Annotated in this window: 21 protein-coding genes; 15 read left to right on the forward strand and 6 right to left on the reverse strand. The window is 61.4% G+C overall.

The window, feature by feature from the left end; all coding sequences use genetic code 11:
• Nucleotides 1-252 precede the first annotated feature (252 nt).
• The 4 genes from leuA to AC1DX6_RS11000 all read left to right on the forward strand — a co-directional run bounded on the left by leuA (nt 253) and on the right by AC1DX6_RS11000 (nt 5,548).
• Nucleotides 253-1,980: a 2-isopropylmalate synthase gene (leuA, locus tag AC1DX6_RS10985; protein WP_477313058.1), complete on the forward strand. Its 1,728-nt coding sequence runs from the start codon at nt 253-255 to the stop codon at nt 1,978-1,980.
• 188 nt (nt 1,981-2,168) lie between these two features.
• A complete protein-coding gene (locus AC1DX6_RS10990) occupies nt 2,169-3,941 on the forward strand; it encodes a tetratricopeptide repeat protein (protein ID WP_477313060.1) in 1,773 nt (590 codons plus the stop codon).
• A gap of 112 nt (nt 3,942-4,053) precedes the next feature.
• Complete coding sequence (locus AC1DX6_RS10995) at nt 4,054-4,857, forward strand: alpha/beta fold hydrolase (protein ID WP_477313062.1); 804 nt, start codon at nt 4,054-4,056, stop codon at nt 4,855-4,857.
• A 79-nt stretch (nt 4,858-4,936) separates the two neighbouring features.
• Nucleotides 4,937-5,548, forward strand: coding sequence for a hypothetical protein (locus tag AC1DX6_RS11000; protein ID WP_477313064.1), 612 nt, complete (start codon nt 4,937-4,939; stop codon nt 5,546-5,548).
• On the opposite strand, the gene AC1DX6_RS11005 is transcribed toward AC1DX6_RS11000, so the two are convergent.
• Nucleotides 5,538-6,467 (reverse strand): metallophosphoesterase family protein, encoded by a 930-nt coding sequence (locus tag AC1DX6_RS11005; protein ID WP_477313066.1) that lies wholly within the window; start codon nt 6,465-6,467, stop codon nt 5,538-5,540. The genes AC1DX6_RS11000 and AC1DX6_RS11005 overlap by 11 nt on opposite strands.
• A 71-nt stretch (nt 6,468-6,538) precedes the next feature.
• Between AC1DX6_RS11005 and AC1DX6_RS11010 the strand changes: the two genes are divergently transcribed.
• Nucleotides 6,539-7,036 carry an NUDIX domain-containing protein gene (locus AC1DX6_RS11010; RefSeq protein WP_477313068.1) on the forward strand — a complete coding sequence of 166 codons (498 nt, stop codon included), beginning with the start codon at nt 6,539-6,541 and terminating at the stop codon, nt 7,034-7,036.
• A 65-nt stretch (nt 7,037-7,101) separates the two neighbouring features.
• A complete protein-coding gene (locus AC1DX6_RS11015) occupies nt 7,102-7,578 on the forward strand; it encodes an ABZJ_00895 family protein (RefSeq protein ID WP_477313070.1) in 477 nt (158 codons plus the stop codon).
• A 100-nt stretch (nt 7,579-7,678) separates the two neighbouring features.
• Here the strand turns inward: AC1DX6_RS11015 and AC1DX6_RS11020 are convergent, their stop codons facing one another.
• The gene (locus tag AC1DX6_RS11020; protein WP_477313072.1) at nt 7,679-8,668 is read right to left on the reverse strand and encodes a glutathione S-transferase family protein; all 990 of its coding nucleotides are present in this window, start codon (nt 8,666-8,668) and stop codon (nt 7,679-7,681) included.
• A 273-nt stretch (nt 8,669-8,941) separates the two neighbouring features.
• Between AC1DX6_RS11020 and AC1DX6_RS11025 the strand changes: the two genes are divergently transcribed.
• From AC1DX6_RS11025 to AC1DX6_RS11050, 6 genes are all read left to right on the forward strand, one after another.
• A complete protein-coding gene (locus tag AC1DX6_RS11025; RefSeq protein WP_477313074.1) occupies nt 8,942-9,478 on the forward strand; it encodes a GNAT family N-acetyltransferase in 537 nt (178 codons plus the stop codon).
• Between the two features lie 122 nt (nt 9,479-9,600).
• Nucleotides 9,601-10,362 (forward strand): 3-hydroxyacyl-CoA dehydrogenase, encoded by a 762-nt coding sequence (locus AC1DX6_RS11030; RefSeq protein ID WP_477313076.1) that lies wholly within the window; start codon nt 9,601-9,603, stop codon nt 10,360-10,362.
• A 10-nt stretch (nt 10,363-10,372) separates the two neighbouring features.
• Nucleotides 10,373-11,572: a CaiB/BaiF CoA transferase family protein gene (locus tag AC1DX6_RS11035; RefSeq protein ID WP_477313078.1), complete on the forward strand. Its 1,200-nt coding sequence runs from the start codon at nt 10,373-10,375 to the stop codon at nt 11,570-11,572.
• Between the two features lie 5 nt (nt 11,573-11,577).
• Nucleotides 11,578-12,366 (forward strand): HugZ family pyridoxamine 5'-phosphate oxidase, encoded by a 789-nt coding sequence (locus AC1DX6_RS11040; RefSeq protein WP_477313080.1) that lies wholly within the window; start codon nt 11,578-11,580, stop codon nt 12,364-12,366.
• A 144-nt stretch (nt 12,367-12,510) separates the two neighbouring features.
• Nucleotides 12,511-12,849 carry an ArsR/SmtB family transcription factor gene (locus AC1DX6_RS11045; RefSeq protein ID WP_477313082.1) on the forward strand — a complete coding sequence of 113 codons (339 nt, stop codon included), beginning with the start codon at nt 12,511-12,513 and terminating at the stop codon, nt 12,847-12,849.
• Nucleotides 12,850-12,905: 56 nt separating this feature from the next.
• Nucleotides 12,906-13,709 carry a TrmH family RNA methyltransferase gene (locus AC1DX6_RS11050; RefSeq protein WP_477313084.1) on the forward strand — a complete coding sequence of 268 codons (804 nt, stop codon included), beginning with the start codon at nt 12,906-12,908 and terminating at the stop codon, nt 13,707-13,709.
• Nucleotides 13,710-13,729: 20 nt separating this feature from the next.
• Here the strand turns inward: AC1DX6_RS11050 and AC1DX6_RS11055 are convergent, their stop codons facing one another.
• Together AC1DX6_RS11055 and AC1DX6_RS11060 are read right to left on the reverse strand one after the other, a co-directional pair.
• Nucleotides 13,730-14,884 carry a coiled-coil domain-containing protein gene (locus AC1DX6_RS11055; RefSeq protein ID WP_477313086.1) on the reverse strand — a complete coding sequence of 385 codons (1,155 nt, stop codon included), beginning with the start codon at nt 14,882-14,884 and terminating at the stop codon, nt 13,730-13,732.
• 152 nt (nt 14,885-15,036) lie between these two features.
• Entirely contained in the window at nt 15,037-15,615 is a 579-nt protein-coding gene (locus AC1DX6_RS11060; protein ID WP_477313088.1) for a DUF1134 domain-containing protein, read from the reverse strand.
• 345 nt (nt 15,616-15,960) lie between these two features.
• On the opposite strand from AC1DX6_RS11060, the gene chpT reads away from it, so the two are divergent.
• The gene (gene chpT / locus AC1DX6_RS11065) at nt 15,961-16,590 is read left to right on the forward strand and encodes a histidine phosphotransferase ChpT (protein ID WP_477313090.1); all 630 of its coding nucleotides are present in this window, start codon (nt 15,961-15,963) and stop codon (nt 16,588-16,590) included.
• 267 nt (nt 16,591-16,857) lie between these two features.
• On the forward strand, nt 16,858-17,226 hold the full coding sequence (locus AC1DX6_RS11070) for a response regulator (RefSeq protein WP_477245637.1): 369 nt from the start codon (nt 16,858-16,860) through the stop codon (nt 17,224-17,226).
• Between the two features lie 95 nt (nt 17,227-17,321).
• On the opposite strand, the gene ctrA is transcribed toward AC1DX6_RS11070, so the two are convergent.
• Nucleotides 17,322-18,017, reverse strand: a complete 696-nt coding sequence (gene ctrA / locus AC1DX6_RS11075) for a response regulator transcription factor CtrA (protein ID WP_006203583.1) — start codon at nt 18,015-18,017, stop codon at nt 17,322-17,324.
• 450 nt (nt 18,018-18,467) lie between these two features.
• Here ctrA and AC1DX6_RS11080 point away from each other — a divergent pair, with 450 nt between their 5' ends.
• On the forward strand, nt 18,468-18,845 hold the full coding sequence (locus tag AC1DX6_RS11080) for a flagellar export protein FliJ (RefSeq protein WP_023669945.1): 378 nt from the start codon (nt 18,468-18,470) through the stop codon (nt 18,843-18,845).
• A 125-nt stretch (nt 18,846-18,970) separates the two neighbouring features.
• On the opposite strand, the gene AC1DX6_RS11085 is transcribed toward AC1DX6_RS11080, so the two are convergent.
• Complete coding sequence (locus tag AC1DX6_RS11085) at nt 18,971-19,375, reverse strand: winged helix-turn-helix transcriptional regulator (protein ID WP_477313092.1); 405 nt, start codon at nt 19,373-19,375, stop codon at nt 18,971-18,973.
• Nucleotides 19,376-19,435 lie beyond the last annotated feature (60 nt).

Genomic DNA, 19,435 nt, shown 5'->3' on the forward strand with positions numbered 1-19,435 from the left:
GTCGCTTCCCGTCAGACCGGCATTGCCGGCCAGACCGTGCGCGCGCTTGCTTCGACCCTGCTTCTTCTCGGCCTTATCGGCGATCGCCGGGTTCGCTGAAGGAGCGCCCGGCGGTCGAACCGCCGCTCACGCGCACGCTCCTTGGCCAGTCTCAAAATTGGCAAGTCACATCAAGCGAACGAAAATCTGGTAAGGCGCAGCTCGCCTCAATCCGTCTGAAGACCGATCCGCGAGCCGCCGGGAGAAACGACGATGAACGCACGAGAAGACATCCGATCCGATGCCACGGTAACGGCGCGGGGCATGCGCGACGCAGCCCGCAAGTACCAACCCTATCCGACCGTCGGCCTCACCGATCGCACATGGCCCAACAAGATTATCGACAAGGCGCCGATCTGGTGCTCGGTCGACCTGCGTGACGGCAACCAGGCGCTGATCGACCCGATGGGCCATGAGCGCAAGGCGCGCATGTTCGCCCTGTTGCTCGACATGGGCTTCAAGGAGATCGAGATCGGTTTCCCCTCGGCCTCGCAGACTGATTTCGATTTCGCCCGCTGGTGCATCGAAGAAGGCAATGTGCCTGCCGACGTCTCGTTGCAGGTGCTGGTGCAGTGCCGGCCCGAACTGATCACCCGCACCTTCGAGGCGCTGAAGGGCGCCACCAACCCGATCGTCCATTTCTACAATTCGACCAGCGAGTTGCAGCGCCGCGTCGTCTTCGACAAGGACGTCGCCGGAATCAAGCGGATCGCCACCGACGCCGCCAAGATGATCACTGACATGGCGGCCAAGGCCGGCGGCGGCTTTCGCTTCGAATATTCGCCGGAGAGCTTTACCGGCACCGAGCTCGAAGTCGCACTCGAAATCTGCAACGCCGTCACTGAGATCGTGAAGCCGACGGTGGACAACAAGCTGATCATCAATCTGCCGTCGACGGTCGAGATGTCGACGCCCAACATCTATGCCGACCGCATCGAATGGATGTGCCGCAACCTCGACAACCGCGACAAGCTGTTGATTTCATTGCATCCGCACAATGATCGCGGCACAGGCATCGCCACCACCGAACTCGGCCTGATGGCCGGTGCCGACCGCGTCGAAGGCACGCTGTTCGGCAATGGCGAGCGCACCGGCAATGTCGACATCGTCACGCTGGCGCTCAACATGTACACGCAAGGCGTCGACCCGGAACTCGATTGCTCCGACATCAACCGGATGAAGGACGTCTACGAATATTCGAACCAGTTGAAGATTCCCGAGCGCCACCCTTATGTCGGCGAGCTCGTCTACACCGCCTTTTCCGGCTCGCACCAGGATGCCATCAACAAGGGCATGAAGGCGCTGCGCAAGGCCAACACGCCGCACTGGGAAGTGCCTTATCTGCCGATCGACCCGGCCGATGTCGGTCGCAACTACGAGGCGATCATTCGCATCAACTCGCAGTCCGGCAAGGGCGGCATCGCCTATGTGTTGCAGGCCGATTATGGCCTCAACCTGCCGCGCAACCTGCAGATCGAATTCAGCCAGCATATCCAGGCCATCACGGACGCCGAGGGCAAGGAGGTGCCGGCAAAACGCATCTACGAGCACTTTCTCGAAACCTATGTCGACCAGCCCGGCGCGCGGCTGAAATTCCTCGACCACCACACCTATCCGGACACCGTGACCAAGGGCCGGCGCGTCGTCGAGGCGGTGATCCTCGACAAGGGCAAGGAGGTGACCATCACCGGCACCGGCACAGGCCCGATCGACGGCTTCGTCGATGCGCTATCGCGCCATGTCGGCGTCGACATGTCGGTGCTCGACTATTCCGAGCATTCCATGCAGCGTGGCTCGAATGCGTCCGCCATCTCCTATGTCGAGATGGAATATCCCGGCGGCAAGCTGTTCGGCGCCGGCATCAACACCAACATCGTGGCCGCCTCGCTGGAAGCTGTGGTTTCGGCCGCCAACCGCATCGTCGGTCGTAAGGCCGGCTGATCTTTCGCGGCCGACATTTTCCAATCTGCGCATGACCCGGACACCCGATCCGGTCTCCGGGTCATGCATTAACCCAATGGGAAATATCCGGTGGGGTACGCGATCGCATAATACGTGCACGCTTGTGCGGCGGTGCAGGCCCTATATGATTGCGCCTTAACCTGTGCCGACTTCGAGAGGATCGACACTTGCAGCATGCCACGCCTGCCGCCCCCGCAGTGCGCGAGACGTTGGAGCGACTGCTTGCCAGCGAAACGTTCGGGAGATCCGAACGCGCGCGGAAATTGTTGCGTTATCTGGTCGAGCGCGAGCAGGCCGGCGAAGCCGACAGGCTCAAGGGCTTTTCCATCGCCATGGACGTTTTCGGCAAGGACGGCGATTTCGATTCGTCGACCGATGCGGTGGTCAGGGTGCAGGCGGGCAGGCTGCGCGAGCTTCTGCAGCAGTACTTCGCCAACGAAGGTGTGGCCGAGCCGGTCCGCATCGCCATTCCGCGCGGCGGCTATGTTCCATCTTATGAGCTCAACGCCATTCGCTTGCCAGCCGGGCAAGAGCCGGTGGAACAGGCAGCCGTAGCAGCCGCCCTGTCCGCATTGCCTGAGCCCGGTAGCAGCGCGCATCCTGCTTCATTGATGTCGTCGGCAGTCGCCGAGCCGGCATCTTCGTTGGCGCGCCATCTCCAGTTCTTCTGGGTCGCGATGGCTCTGGTCATCGCCATGCTGGGTGTGCTGATCCTTCGCCAGGGCAGCGGTGACCTGCTCACCAACAGTGACGCAGGCTCGGCGGTCGAGACCGCCGTGGCCACCGGCAGCATCGCATCGCCTCCGGTGGAGACCTTGCCCCTGGTCTATATCGCCGTGAAGGACAATGGCGCCGAAGCTGCCCGCGTTGCTGCATCGCTGCGCGCCGGCCTCGCCGGTTTTGACACCATCGACTTCATTGGGCGCGACGCCGACGGCACGCCCGACCCGGTCACCGACGCAACCAGCTTCGTGTTCGAGATTTCACCGGGACCAGCGGCGGGCGATGTCACGCTCGAACTTCAGAGCGTTGCCACCGGTCGCGTGTTGCTGTCACGCAATCTGACACCCGCCAACAGCGCCCCCGCTGCTGTCGAGGACAGCATCGCCAACATCTTGAGTTCGACCATTCCCGCCTCTGGCACCATCTACGCTTATATCGAGCAGAGCGGCATTGAGACCGGTCTCACCGAATGCCTGGTACGCAACGACAAATACTATCTCGACCAGAGCGCCAAAACCCACGAGGCCGCCTATCGCTGTCTCGAAAACCTGGCCAACCGGGATGCGAAGTCGTCGCTGGTCTATTCTGAACTCGCCTCCCTGCATCTCGAGGCTGTCACTGATCACTACGCCTATCCGCCCGGCGCGACAGTGGAACAGGCGATGTCGTTCGCGCACCGCGCCGTGCAGATGGGACCGATGAGCCCCTATGCGCACCGCGCCTATGGCTACCTCTATTCGCGCCTCGGCAATTCGGAAGAGTCGATCCGCTGGATGCACAAGGCCTACGATCTCAACCCTTACGACCTCGGCATGGCGGCAGCTTACGGCTATGGATTGATTTTCGCCGGCAAATACGCCGAGGGAACGCCGATCCTTGCCCACGCCGTCGACATTTCGAGCGGCCACCCGACATGGTGGGATTTTGGGCTGTTTGTCGGCGAGTTCATGGTCGGCGATATGAACAAGGCCGCGCTGGCCAGCGAGGCTTTGCGGACGACGGCGACGAAATCGCATTATCTGGCGGCGCGCCTGATTGGCGCCAAAGCCGCCGGCCGCGATCAACTGGCGGGCAAACTGGTGGATGAGCTGGTCGCCAAATTTCCCAAATTCGCGGCCAATCCACGCGCGACTTTCGTCGACAGAAAATATCCAGCCGACCTGACCGACCGGCTGGTCGAGGCGCTGCGCACCGCCGGGCTTGGCAATGCCAGCTAAGCTTTTCTAAGATCGCGAAAATTTTACTGGCCATCGATCTGGACTAGGAGCAATCCAGCCACAATCTGAAGTTCTGTGCCTGCCCGGTCCCTGCGACAATCCATAAATTTTCATGACCTCATCCCTTTACGCTGCCGAACGGGGCGCCGGCCAGAAGACGATCGTCTTCCTGCATGGCTTCGGCGGGTGTCATGATGTCTGGCGTGAGGTGACCTCGGCACTGTCGCCCGGTGCTCGGACGCTGGCCTATGATCTTCCAGGCCACGGACTGTCGCTCGATTTTCCCGGCAGCGGTCCTGCCAAGACGGCCGCCCGGGCGGTTCTGGCAGATCTCACTGCACGCAAAACAAAAAGGGTGCATCTCGTCGGTCATTCGATGGGCGGGGCGGTGGCGACGCTGATGGCATTGATCGAGCCCGAAAAGATAGCCTCGCTGACGCTCCTTGCGCCGGGCGGTCTTGGCACGGAGATCAATGGACCGCTGTTGCGCCGCTACGCCGCGGCTGCCGACAGGCGCGAAATTCGCGCGTGCCTTGCCGCCATGTCCGGACCGCAAAGCCTGCCGCCGGAGCATCTGGTGGATGTCTTCGATGGGATGCGCCGGCGCCCAGATCAGTTGCAGAAACTTGTCGAGATCGCGGCCGCCATGACCAGGGATGATCGGCAGGGCGTCATCCCGCGCGAACAGCTCGACACGCTTGACATGCCGGTCATGCTGGTTTGGGGAACGGATGACCCGGTGCTGCCTTTCACCCAGGCTGATGACGTGCCGGTACATTTTCACCTGCACCATGTGCTGGAAGCCGGCCACATGCTGGTCGAGGAAGCGCCAGGGCTGATCGCGGAGGCTGTGCGCCGCAACATGAACCGCCGCAGCAGGCGCCCTCGTCCAAGGCTTGATGCAGCTGCGGGTTGACTCCCGCTGCCAACTCGCCAGTGCATTTTGCCGGCGGCTGTGTTAACTCGCTGTTAACCATACCCGCGAGGCCATGCCGATGAAGGACGCAGGCGAGAACGTGACACCCATCGACCAGTCGCGAAAGCTGTCCGACGCCATTCGCGACGTGAAGAACGCCTTCGCCGACCGCGACGATGTCGTGGTCGATATGCGCGAGGCGCATCGTATGCGCCTCGAACTGTTGGCAGCAGAACTCGCCCCTGTCTTCGCCGATGTGCCGGCCGATATGGATAATTTCGACTTCGCCGTCTCGTCCGGTCTGCAACCGCGCCTTTGGATAGACGCCGTCAGCCATGTCGCCATGGGGCGTGATCGCCGCACCTATCGCTTCCTCAGGGATACCCGCATCGGCCGTGTCGTGCTCGCCGAATCCACCGACATGAAACCGGTCGCCGATCAGGTGACACGCTATGTCGCCGAGCGCGTCGTCGAGCACCAAAGAATGATGGAAGGCGGCGTCGAGCACGCCGGCGTAAGGCGCAATGCGGTGGCGGAAGCCGAGCCGCCGCTGAAATCCGTCATGCGCGGCAACGGCTGGTCGACCTTCTTTTCCGGCCTCGGCGTGATCACCGCCGGCGCACTTGTCGGGTTGGCCGTCTCGGCCGCGCTGTTTTGGGATCGCCTGATGGCGATGAAAATCAGCTTCTAACCAGCGATGCCTCGGCATCCACGCCGAGTTCCAACGTCTGCAAATCGGATGGCGGCATTGCCGGCCCGGTCAGGCCGCGTCGCGTCAGCTTGATCCGCCAGTTGCCCTTTTCACCATCGATATCGATCAGATTGAATTGTGCTGCCGGGTTCTTGCCGCCTGGTGCTTGCCCCGCGGCAGCGACGCCAACCGCCGGAATCTTGACGCCGCGCCCGCCGATGAAGAACAGCGACGGCAGATGCGAATGGCCATGCAGCACCAGTTCGGCCCCGTGCCGGTGAACGGTCTTGTTGAAGCGGGCAATGCCGAACAGCCGCTTGTGTTGCGAAACCGCGCCGCGCACCGGCGGATGGTGGATCATGATCACCCGGAAAAGACCTTGCCTGGCCGTTGCGTCGAGCAGCTTGCCGAGCCTTTGCGCCTGGCCTTCCATGAAGAAGCCGTTTGCCATGAACGGCGCGGTGGCGCGCGCCGTAGAAACGCCGATCAGCGCGACATTGCCGCGCACGCGCAGATAGGGAAAGGCGTTGCGGTCGACCGGCGCGTTGACACCGTCGCCGCTCATCCATGCCGCCCAGGAGCGGCAGGTCTTGTCGAAGGCGCCCGGCACATAAGCGTCATGGTTTCCCGGAACGACCGACACATCGTGCGGAGAGCCCAGCGTTTCCAGCCAGTGCCTGGCCATCTCGATCTCGCCATCGAGCGCCAGGTTGACCAGATCGCCGGTGATCGCGAGATGGTCCGGTGCGTTCGCCTTCAGGTCGGCGATGATGGTGTCGATGACGGCGTCGTGCATGTGGCGGCGGCGGTTGCGCTGCCAGTTGACGTAGCCGACCACGCGCTTGGAGGCGAGATCGCGATAGGTTACATCGGGAAGCGGCCCCAGATGGACATCGGAAATATGCGCGAGCCTGAACATTCCTCCTTCATAAGCGACGCGCCCCCCGCTTTCCACTCCCGGTTTCCTTTCCATCCACGGTTCGGCTGGTGATGGCGACCGATACGGAGGCTGCCTTCCGCCAGACCGGCTGGCCGGGCCTCAGGGCAAGACTGTTCCATCTCTATTTCGTGCTGCGGCGACCGATGACGCTCGGCGTGCGCGGCCTGATCCACGACCGCGCTTCCAACTCGGTCTTTCTCATCCGCCACACTTATGTTCCAGGCTGGCAGCTTCCAGGCGGCGGCGTCGAGGTCGGCGAGACGCTGGTCGAGGCACTGACACGCGAACTTGCCGAGGAAGGCAACATCGCCTTGACCGCTCCGCCGTTGCTGAAATCGATGCATTTCAACCGCCGCTCCAGCAATCGCGACCATGTCGGTTTCTATCTGATCGAGAACTTCAGCCAGACCAAGCCGAAGCTTCCGGACCACGAGATCGCCGAGGCTGGTTTCTTCCCGCTCGACCGCTTGCCGCAGGACACGACGCCGGCAACGCTGCGGCGGATCGCCGAGGTTTTTGGGGGCCAGCCTGTATCGGCATATTGGTAGGCTTGCTTTCTCCTTTGCAGAAACTCTATGCTCTACTTCGGGCAATTTTGAGTTAGGGGGAGACAGTGAGCAACAGAGATGAGCCTTCCGTAAGCGTCTGGCCTTATGTTGGCTATTATACTTTGACGACGGTGGCGCTGATCGTTGCGCTTGGCATCCTGGTGGTCGTCATCCCGACACTTTCAAAGGAATTTGGTAAAGCTGCGGGATTCGCCATAAGCTTCGGATCGGCCAACGTTGCGCTATATAAGTTTATTAGAAGAAACGGCCGATTGTTTAGTCGCAGGGAATATTGGACGATAGTTCTGCTCTCGACCCTGGCAGCCTCTTTGATTTCGGCGCCGCTGGGTTGGTTGGCTATCGCGGGGGACGCGCATGACTTGAGCGGCGTTCCGCTGGCCGTGTGGGTTGGAGGCGTTCTGTTCGCTTTCCTGCTGACGTTTGGTTTGAATGCCGCCTGGTATTCGAGCCGATTTGGAAAAACTCTGTTGAAAGCTGAACTTGCCAGAAGGACCCGGATCGACACCGAGACCTTCCGCTAGCGCAATCCCAGCATAACGGCTCTCCGTCCGGAATTGCGTCGAACAAACGAATAGAACGGTTCTGCGCTTCCGCGAAACGGTGAACTCTACATCACTGATTTCACGCCGCCTTCCTGAATCGCGCCCGATCATGCGGCGCGGCATAGTCCAGTTCCGGACCGGCCGGCACGATGCGCGTCGGATTGATCGTTTCGTGGCTGCCGTAGTAATGCGCCTTGATGTGGTGCAAGTTCACCGTGCCGGCGACGCCGGGCACCTGGTAGAGATCGCGCAGATAGTTCGACAGGTTCGGATAGTCGGCGATGCGGCGCAAATTGCATTTGAAATGGCCGACATAGACCGGGTCGAAACGCACCAGCGTGGTGAACAGGCGCCAGTCAGCCTCGGTGATGCGATCGCCGGTGAGATAGCGTTGCTCCGACAGCCTGTCCTCCAGCGTGTCGAGCGCCGCGAACAGCTCGCCAAAGGCTTCTTCATAGGCCGCTTGCGTGGTGGCAAAGCCGGCGCGATAGACGCCGTTGTTGATTGCGGGATAGACCAGCGCATTGATCTTGTCGATCTCGCCACGCAGCGCCGACGGATAGAAATCGAGGCTGGCATCGCCCCATGCGTCAAAAGCCGAATTCAGCATCCGGATGATCTCGGAGGATTCGTTGGAGACGATGGTCTGCAGCTTCTTGTCCCACAGCACCGGCACCGTCACCCGGCCGGAATAGGCGGGATCGGCCCTGGTGTAGATCTGATGCAGGAAGTCGAGGCCATAGAGTGTGTCGCCGGTGGCGCCGTCCTCGGCCAGAAACGTCCAGCCATTCGCCCCCATGAAGGGATGCACCACCGAGACAGAAATGATGCCCTCGAGCTTTTTCAAGGCGCGAAAGATCAGCGTCCGGTGCGCCCACGGACAGGCGAGCGAGACATAGAGGTGATAGCGGCCGGGCTCGGCCTTGAAGCCGCGGCTGCGCCCCTCGGCCGGCGCACCGTCGGGGGTGATCCAGTCACGCCACTGCGCCTGCGTGCGTACGAACTTGCCGCCGCTGTTCTTGGTGTCGTACCAGCGGTCCTGCCATCTGCCTTCGACCAGCAATCCCATGCAAATGCCCTTTCATCTTTGCGCTGATGTAGGGAGCAAAGCCGCCGCACGGAATCGCTTGATGCTGAACAGACCGTCACCCGGCAGGGGCGGCTGATGAAAAGCGCCGATTGCGAAGGTCGAAAATTGATGCTAGCGGAAAATCCGCATGTTCAACTTTGCTTTGATCCGGTTTGACCGACGACGAAAGGGCGCCCGCGCTTAGAAAGCGCTGACTGGCGAACGCTGCCGCTTGCAGCAAACCTTTTCCTCGTAGACCGGAACGCAAAGACCATGAGCCTTGCCGACGTGAAATACCTGCCGGAAACTCCGGCGCATGATCCCGAAATCGAAGCCATCAACGAAGAAGCCTTTGGGCCGGGCCGTTTCGTGCTGGCTGCCTACAAGATCCGCGAGGCCGGCGGCCACGAACGCTCCCTGTCCTTTGTTGCCGTCGATGGCGACATCGTCGTCGCCTCCGTGCGGATGACGCGCATTGCAGCCGGCGCCGGCCGCGCTCTGATGCTCGGGCCGCTTGCCGTGCGGCCCGCCTTCAAGAATCTCGGCATCGGCCGCCGGCTGGTGGCGATCGCGCTGGAGGCCGCGGCCAAGGCCGGTGTACCGGCCGTTATGCTCGTCGGCGACGAGCCCTACTATGGTCCGCTTGGCTTCAAGAAAATCCCGCGCGGGCAGATATCGATGCCGCGTCCGGTCGATCTCGACCGGCTGCTGTCGCACGAGATCGTACCCGGCGCCGCGGCAAGGCTTTCGGGCGAGGTTTGCCATGCCGACCTTGCCAGGATTGCCGCGCAGGTCGCGGTCATCGCCTAACCCCCAGGGTCAATCGAGACTTCGATTGATCCCGCCTTCAAACAGAACGTCGATTGATCCTGCCGGTTGCGCCCCCGCGCCGGGCTTCGTAGCATGATCCCCACACCTTGGAGGACGCCGGCATGAACCCGAATGGCCAGATTGCGATCGTCACCGGTGGCGGCTCCGGCCTTGGCGAGGCGACGGCCCGAGCGCTGGCCGACAAAGGTGCCCGCGTCGCCATATTCGACATCGGCATCGAGCGGGCGCAGAAGGTGGCGGGCGACATTGGCGGCATCGCCGTCCAATGCGATGTCAGCAGCGCCGACAGCGGCGCCGCAGCCGTCGCAGAGGTGGAAAAACGGCTCGGCGCACCGCGTATTCTGGTCAACTGCGCCGGCATCGCCATCGGCGTGAAAACCATCGGCAAGGATGGTCCGCACCCGCTCGACCAGTATCGCAAGGTGATCGAGATCAACCTCATCGGCACCTTCAACATGATCCGCCTTGTTGCCGATCGTGCCGCAAAGCTCGATCCCCTGCAGGGCGGCGAGCGCGGCGTCATCGTCAACACGGCATCGGTGGCCGCCTATGACGGGCAGATCGGCCAGGCCGCCTACGCCGCCTCCAAGGGCGGTGTCGTCGGCATGACGCTGCCGGTAGCCCGCGACCTCGCCCGTTCCGGCATTCGAGTCTGCACAATAGCGCCTGGCATCTTCAAGACGCCGATGATGGCCGGCATGCCGCAGGACGTGCAGGATTCGCTGGGCGCCGCGGTGCCCTTCCCGTCCCGCCTCGGCGAGCCTTCCGAATATGCTGCGCTCGCGCTGCATATCGTCGAGAACCAGATGCTGAATGGCGAGACCATCCGCCTCGACGGCGCCATCCGCATGGCGCCGAAGTAGGCAGGCGCCCATGAGTGCCGACGTCCCGGCAAAGACCGGCCCGCTTGTCGGTCTGACCGTGATCGAGATGGCCGGGCTCGGACCTGTGCCGCTGGCCGGCCTGATGCTGTCGGAGATGGGAGCCGACGTGCTGCGCATCGAGCGGACCGGTTCGGACCAGCCGTTCGTGCCGCTGCCGGATGACTACAACCTCGACCGTCACGGCCGCTCCATCCTGCGCATCGACCTGAAACGCGGGGAAGGCGCCGAGTTGGTGCTGCGCCTTGCGCAAAAGGCCGACATGCTGGTCGAAGGCTTTCGTCCTGGTGTCATGGAGCGGCTTGGTCTCGGGCCCGATATTGCGCTGGCGCGCAACCCGGCGCTGATCTACGGCCGCATGACCGGCTTCGGCCAGGACGGACCGCTCTCCGGCCGCGCCGGCCACGACATCACCTATCTCGCCTATTCCGGGGTGCTGCACGCCATCGGCCAGGAAGGCGGCCGGCCGGTCCCGCCGCTCAACCTCGTCGCCGACTATGGCGGCGGCGCCATGATGCTGATTGCCGGGGTTCTCGCCGCGCTGTTCCAGCGCTCGCGCTCCGGCAAGGGCCAGGTGATCGATGCGGCGATGGTCGACGGCGCTTCGATGCTGGCGACACCTGTGCACGCCTTGATGGCGGCCGGCCTTTGGAGCGACACGCGCGGCGTCAACCTGTTCGATTCCGGGGCGCCCTTCTACGATATCTATGCAACGGCGGATGGACGGCACATCGCCGTCGGCTGCCTCGAACCCCGCTTCTTCGCCGAATTCGCAAGATTGCTGCCACTCGACGCGCGTTTTGTCCGCGGCCAGTACGACAAATCATTGTGGCCGGACATGCGCGTCGCCATCGCCGACCGGGTCAGGGAGAAGGCGCGCGACGACTGGGCCGGCCTGTTTGCCGAGACCGACGCCTGCGTTGCGCCGGTGCTGTCGCTGCGCGAAGCCAGCGATCATCCGCACAATCGGGCGCGCAACGCGTTCGTGAACACCGGTGCGTTCGAGCGCCCTGCCCCGACGCCGCGTTTCCCGGGCTCGCAATCGACGCTAGCGGTTGCGCCGACCGCACACGAATGCGAGCCGGCGACCGTGCTGGCGCGCTTCGGCATTTCGAAAAGCGAGACCGAAGCCCTTGTCAAATCCGGCCTGGTGGGCCGATACCTCGAGAAGAAAAAACAGCTTAAGCGGTGAGCACTTTGGGTGACCGGAAGAAGAATGTCATTCGCGAGACCGACGCTGAAGCGGTCAGGCTGGCCCGGACGCTGACCCGCAGCGCGCGCTTCGGCGCGCTGGCGGTGATCGAGCCCGCGACCGGTTCGCCGCTGGCCTCAAGGGTCGGCATCGCCAGCGATATCGACGGTGCGCCGCTGATCCTGGTGTCGATGCTGTCTGCCCACACCGGAGCCATTCTCGCCGACCCACGCTGCTCCCTGCTCGTCGGCGAACCCGGCAAGGGCGATCCGCTGGCACACCCGCGCTTGACGCTGGTCTGCCGGGCGCTGCGGCTTGAACGCGGATCGAGCGAGCACGCCCGAGCCGAGCGGCGCTATCTCAACCGCAATCCCAAGGCCAAGCTCTATGCCGGGCTTGGCGACTTCTCGATCTTCCGCCTCGAGCCGGAGCGCGCCAGCCTCAATGGCGGTTTCGGCAAGGCCTATCTGCTCGATCGCTCTGATCTGATCACCAGCGGATCGATCGTCGAAGAGCTTGCCGCGAGCGAACAATCCGCCCTCGATCACATGAATGCCGACCATCTCGAGGCAATCGCCGTCTACGCGCACCATTTTGCCAAGGGCGAGGGCGAGGGCTGGATCATCACCGGTTTCGATGCCGAAGGCATGGATCTGGCCTCGGGAGACATGATTTGCCGGGTCTTTTTCCCTGAACCACTGAAGGCGGCGCGCGACTTGCGGCCGGTTCTGGTCGACATGGCCAAGACTGGACGGCAGCCGGCTATGCACAAAGTAGGCAGTTTATCGCCATGAATCAAAAGCAAGTCTTGAGATTTGGAGGAAATGTTCTACGATTCAATATGGCGCTGATTCACCAGCGTGCATCCACAGTTGAATTTGGCACCAGACGCTATTGCCCCCATAGCGTTCGGATGAGCTGGAAAACATGGGGCATCAATGGTCTCGACTAAGCTAATTGCCAACGCCGAGTCGGCAGCTACGTTTCTCACCCTGATGGGCAACGAGAAACGGCTGCTGATCATGAGCTATCTGTCCGACGGTGAAATGTCGGTCGGCGCCATCGCTGAGAAAGTCATGCTCAGCCAATCCGCTCTGTCGCAGCATCTGGCCAAGCTGCGGGCGCTCGACCTTGTCGAGACCCGCCGCGACCGGCAGATGATCTACTACTCCTGCAAGTCCGGAGCTGTGCGCGACCTCCTCGCTATGCTGGACGGCATTTTTGGCGAAGGTGATCTGTCCCAGATGGCTTATCGTCTGCGCCGCGCCGGGACTTGACCGGCAGGACCGTTCGTCCCTTACCTCGCTGACGAATTTTCGCCGGCGAGGTGCCCATGGTTCCCATCCCTATCGACGACCCGCAAGACCCGCGCGTTGCCGCCTATCTCGATATCCGCGAACGCGACCTCACCGGCCGGCACGGCCGCTTCGTTGCCGAAGGCAAGGTGGTGCTGGACGTGCTGCTCTCGGCCCGGCGCTTTGCCACTGAGTCGGTTCTGATTCTCGAGAACCGTCTGGCCGGCCTCGATCAGGTCTTGCTCAAGGCACCGGTGGACCTTCCGGTCTACGTCGCGGCCAGCCAGGTCATGGACAGGATCGCCGGCTTTCACATGCACCGCGGCATCTTGGCGATCGGCAGCAAAGGCACCCCGCAGCCTGCCGAGGCCTTGCTGGACACCTTGCCCGCTGGCGCCCTGGTCGTCGTGCTGGTTGGCATCGCCAATCATGACAATATGGGTTCGATCTTCCGCAACGCCGCCGCCTTTGGCGCCGATGCCGTGCTTCTCGACGCAACCTGCTGCGATCCGTTGTACCGCAAGGCGATCCGCGTCTCTGTCGGCGCGGCGCTGAAAGTTCCCTTTGCCTCCCTCGGCGACACCGCCGGCTTCACCGCCATGCTCGACCGGCTGGGCTTCAGCCAGTTCGCCCTGTCGCCGCGCGGGCTGACCGACATTCGCGATGCCAGAACGGCGCAACGACTGGCGCTCTATCTCGGTACGGAAGGCCAAGGTCTGCCTGAAGACCTGCTCGCCCGCCTGCAAACGGTGCGGATCGATATGGCGCAAGGTTTCGACAGCCTGAACGTCGCCGCCGCCTCAGCCATCGCGCTGCATCATTTTTCAGCCAGGAAGGTATAGGCCGGCTGGTTTTCTGGATCTCAATTCGCCGAAGCGGCTTTTTGCAGCGCTCGCACGCGGTCGGCGAGACTGGTGGTCCCGGACCGCACGTCTTGAGGTGCTGAAAGTGCCTTGGCTATCGGCGAATCCGGTCCCTCGAGTTTCGCCGTCAGATTGACGACCTCCGCCGCCAGATCGTTCATCTGTTCGCGCAATGCAGCACCGGCGCCTCGCACATCGCCGCCATCGCCGGATTTCGATGTTTCGAGCGCGCCAAGATCCGCCTTCAATCTCTTGTTCTCGCGCGCCAGCACCGTCAGCCTGGCCTCAAGCCGCTCCCGGTCGCTGTCGAGCTTGGCGATCGCCTTGTCGATATCGGTGCTTTTTCCGCCGACGTCCTCTCCTGCGACGAGGCGAACAGCTGGAGCATTTCCCCCAGCCTCGCCCTTCGATTTTTCACGAAGCCGTGCCAGCTCCTTTTCACGGCGGTCGAGCTTGTCCTCGCGATCGGCAAGCGTTGCCAGCAGGCGTTCGAGCTTCTTGTCCAGGTCGGCGGTTCTCTTCTTCTCGGCTTTCAAGGCATCGCGAGTGGCCTTGCCTTCGGCAGCGATCTCCTGATTGCGCCTCTCTGCCTCCTTGCGCTGGCTTCGCAACACCGAGATGTCGTTGGCCAGCTTTTCCAGTTCGGATTCGCGCGCCACCAGTTCGATCTGGCGGTTGCTGGAGGAGAAGCTGGCGTCGTCATACATGTGCTCCAGCTTTTCGAGTTCGAGCGCACGCTTTTCCAGCATGCGCTCGGTTTGCGCCAGGCGTTCCGACAGGCGCTGCGACTGCTCTTCGCGCTGGCGAAGCTCTTCGCCCTTGGCCTGCAGTTCGGAAAGCGCCTGATTCTTGTCCTTCCGCTCGACCGCAAGACCCTTCATGGCCTCGTGTCCACGACTGATCTCGACCAGCTGTTCGGCCGCTTTCTCCCGCAACGTCTTGACGTTTATTTCGAGCCGGCGCGTCGACATCGCGTATTCGGCCCGGACGCGATCCTTGTCGGCCTGGATCTCGGCCAGCGTCATCGGCACCGAGGCCTCGACGCGTTTGCGCGTCAGCGCCACGGCACGCCGCCAGATGGCCGGCGCAACCATCAGCGCCAGAAAGCCAGCGCAGAGAAAGCCGAGAGCGAAGAACAGGATCGACTGGACCAAGGTGACTATCCGTTATGGATGGCAGAGAACCGCCAAGGCTGGACTTTGCCATCTTCGCATGACGCAAATCCAGTGCCGCGGCAAGGGTATGCCACAGCAACGTTGGGGCGAGGACCTATTGATCCGGTCGAAATGGCGCAGTCACACCTCGATCAGAAGGGATTCCAGGTCGGCTTCTGGGTAAGCTTGAGATAGCCGAGATTGACGCCGAGCCGCGCACCGACGCCGGTACGGATCGGCACCAGCAGAACCCGGTTGTTCTGCAGCACGTTGAAGCCGACGCCCGCCACGACATAGGCGGAGCCGGCAACACCGCCGAAACGATTGTAGAGACTGTTCACGTCGTCGAGATTATAGACCAGCATCATGACGCGCGATCCCTCGCCGCCGAAATCCCAGCCCAGCGACGGACCTTGCCAGAACACTTTGTGGTCGCCGGCATTCTTGGTGTAGAGCGTGCCTTCGCCGTAGGTAAGGCCGCCAATCAGCGCGCCGGAGCCCTCTTCGCCCAGCAGATAGCCATTGGGAAGACCGTAGGAGGCAAAAATCTTCTCGACGACGGTGGCGAGTCCGCCCGATGTCGCACCGAAGAACTTGTGACCGGAATCGACGATCTCCTGAGCGGTGTACTCCTGGGCCCGCAAAGCCGAGGTTGAAAAGACGAGGAGCCCCATCAGGGCAATCGTCATCGAAAGGACGCGGAAAGTCCGGTCGTAGAATCGGGAAAACATGCTTCCAATCTCCGTCATGGAGCACTTTCGCCGACGCCTCTCACCCATGCGGCTCTTTGGCGGCCGTTAAGGATGACTGTTACGGGCAAACTATGCCGTAATTCTTTTTCAACCATTAACCTCTCACATGAACATGGCGGTTCGAAGGCTGGTTTCGAGCCGTCCGCGCAGGCTCCCACCCTGCGTGACCACGGCATTTTCGCTAACGACAATTTTGGATTTGTTGCTGCACGCACAGGCGCTGTGTATTCAGAAGGCTTGGGAGCGAGCGTGATTCGTGTAGACAGGCGCGACGGTTGACCGCCCGACCGTAGGGACGCAGATTTTTAGCAGGGATTTTCGCCGATGGCCGAGCTTTTCACCCTTTCCGCGCCCGATCTCGCAGCCTTGTTATGCAGCCGGGTCTGCCACGACATCATTTCGCCGGTCGGCGCCATTAACAATGGACTTGAACTGCTCGACGAAGGCGGCGCTGACGAAGACGCCATGAAGCTGATCCGCCAGAGCGCCAGAAACGCTTCCGCCCGCCTGCAATTTGCCCGCATCGCCTTCGGCGCCGCCGGCTCGGCCGGGATGATGATCGACACCGGCGACGCCGAGGCTGTCGCCATCGCTTTCCTCAAGAACGAAAAGCCGGAGCTGACCTGGAACGGACCCCGCGCGCTTCTGCCCAAAAACAAGGTCAAGCTGCTGCTCAACCTCATTCTCGTCGCCAATGCCGCCATACCGCGCGGCGGCAAGCTTGGGGTCACGCTCGAAAATCTCGACACCGAGCCGCGCTTTGCCCTTGCGGCAAGTGGCCCGATGCTGCGCGTGCCGCCGAAATTCCTCGAACTGCATTCCGGCAACAAGCCCGAGGAGCCGATCGATGCCCATTCAGTCCAGCCCTACTACACGCTTCTTCTGGCGCGTGAAGCCAACATGACGATATCGATCCACGCGACCGCGGAAGAAATCGTGCTCTCGGCGGCCTGAGAAATCTCGACCCGGCCGGCAAGAACAGATCAAGTATTTTTTTCTGCTAATATTTGCGACATATTTTGCAATTCACGACAAGACAATTCAGGGCAAGCAAGCGTCGCCTGCCTGGCCGCGTCGAATTCGCGACGAAAACGGTGCGCCAAGGCCATGTTTGCGAAAACTTTACCTAACGGCTTTTCAGCTTCTTTACCAGATTGATCTATGGTGTCTCACAGATGCCCGGATGCCGCCGGTTCGCCACATGGCAAAGAGGACCCGGAAATGAAACGCTGCATGTTCGTCGACGATTCGAGTGTCATCAGGAAGGTTGCAAAACGCATCCTGGGTGGCTCTGACATGGTGGTGATCGAAGCCGCCACCGGGCTTGACGCCGTTGAGATGTGCGCAGCCGACATGCCGGATGTTATCGTCGTCGACGGCGCTCTGCCGGATATGCAGGCAGTGGATCTCATCCGCCGGGTGCGCGCCATGGAGAGCTCGATAAAGCCGCAGATCCTGATTTCACTGGTCGAGGTCGACGTCGCCTCGATCATGCGGGCAAAGCGTGCCGGCGCCCAGGGCTATCTGCTGAAGCCATTCAACCGGCCGCAACTGCTCGAGCGTTTCCGCACTCTGAAAATTGCCGCCTGATTCGCTCGATAATAGCTGTCAGCCAGCCACATGTACAAAAAACCCGGCCTAGGCCGGGTTTTTTGTGGGAAAATCGATCGGACGGGCGTTTTCGCTCAGGCGCTGACGCGAATGTCTTCCGGTTCGCGCAGCACATAGCCGCGGCCCCAGACCGTCTCGATGTAGTTCTGGCCGCCGGAAGCGGCATCGAGCTTCTTGCGCAGTTTGCAGATGAAGACGTCGATGATCTTCAATTCCGGTTCGTCCATGCCGCCATAGAGGTGGTTGAGGAACATTTCCTTCGTCAGCGTGGTGCCCTTCCGCAGCGAGAGCAGCTCCAGCATCTGGTATTCCTTGCCTGTCAGATGCACGCGCTGGCCACCGACTTCGACGGTCTTGGCGTCGAGATTGACCACCAGGTCGCCAGTGGTGATGACCGACTGCGCATGGCCCTTGGAACGCCGCACGATGGCGTGGATACGCGCCACCAACTCGTCCTTGTGGAATGGCTTGGTCATGTAATCGTCGGCGCCGAAGCCGAGACCGCGCACCTTGTCCTCGATGCCGGCCATGCCGGAGAGGATGAGAATTGGTGTCTTCACCTTGGAAAGGCGAAGCGTTCTCAAGACTTCATAACCCGACATGTCGGGGAGATTGAGATCGAGAAGGATGATGTCGTAGTCGTAGAGTTTTCCGAGATCGACACCCTCTTCGCCGAGATCGGTCGTATAGACGTTGAAGCTTTCCGATTTCAGCATCAGTTCGATGCTTTGTGCGGTTGCACTGTCATCTTCTATCAGCAGAACGCGCATTTCATTCCCCTTTTCTGCTGCCGGACCATTTCACGACCCGTCCGGGACCGGAGCAGTGATTGCCTGAACAGAAGGTGCCATCGAATGGTTAACAAAACCTAATTCCGCATGGACGACGGTACCAGATTTTTTAACCCCTTTCTACACCCTGTTGAATCTAATAACGAATCACAGAACCAAACCGCTAATGCAACACATTAATAAGCCGGACTAAGTGACTCCAGGGACTCGCTGGCCAGCTTCCGTACAGAGAGCCGGAATTTTTACCCGGCCTTAAGTCCTGAGCCGTATGATTAACAATGCCCGTAAACGAATGGTTACCGCCGGCAAAAAACTTTAGGAGTTTGTTTCCCATAATTCCGGGAATGCCGGTGGAAACGGGTGGCACCAGGCCCTTGCCGGGTGGATTGGACGATATGTGCAGGTGTGCGTTTCCGGGAGTACCGAATCATGAAGTCACGTGAAAACCTCGTTCGGCTGAAGCAGTTTCAGGTGAATGAGAAGCGGCGGCAGCTGCTGCAGCTCGACATGATGATCGCCGAGTTCGAGCGCATGGCTGTGGAACTGGAGCTTCAGATCACCGCCGAAGAAAAGAAGGCCGGCATCACCGACATCAATCATTTTGCCTATCCGACCTTCGCCAAGGCAGCGCGCTTGCGCCGCGACAACCTCAGAAATTCACAAAGCGACCTCGCCCAGCAGCGAAGCGCTGCCGAATCATTACTCGGCGAAGCTGAAGCGGAGCTTTCCAAAGCGGAAATGCTGGAATCGCGCGATACCAAGATCCGCGACGCCGAATTGGGCGGCCGCAGCGCCATGATCGGCTGAAAACAGGGCCTTAGACCCACTCCACCTGGGCAATCGGAGCGAGGCGCCGCCGCCCGACCAGCGCAACGCGCAAGCCAGACGGCATGAATCCGGCACTTTGTGGATGATCGGATAAGCCGGCGGCCTCAGGCTTGGGCCAACAAATCCTCTTCGTGACCCACTGTCGCCCGTGCACGGGCCTCCTTGATGTCGGGCACATGCTGCTCCGACCAGGATCTTATCTGATTGAGCAGCCCCGCCAGGTTCTGGCCGAGTTCGGTCAATTCATATTCAACCCGTGGCGGGATCACCGGAAAGATTTCGCGCCGCACCAGACCGTCGCGTTCGAGGATGCGCAACGTCTGCGTCAGCATCTTTGGCGTAATGCCTTCGAGCTTGCGCGCCAGCTCGCCATTGCGCATCCGGCCGCGGCGTAGCGCGCAAACCGTCAGATAGACCCATTTGCTGGCCAGCATCTCGAGCACGGCATGCGAAGGACACGTCCGCTGGAAGGCGTCATAGCCGAAGGGGCAGTTCTCGTCACTATCCATGAGGTGCCTATATATAGAAAAGGTACATACTAGACAAGGGAATATTACTATCCAAATGAT

The organism is Mesorhizobium sp. P2_C4, from assembly GCF_056404575.1.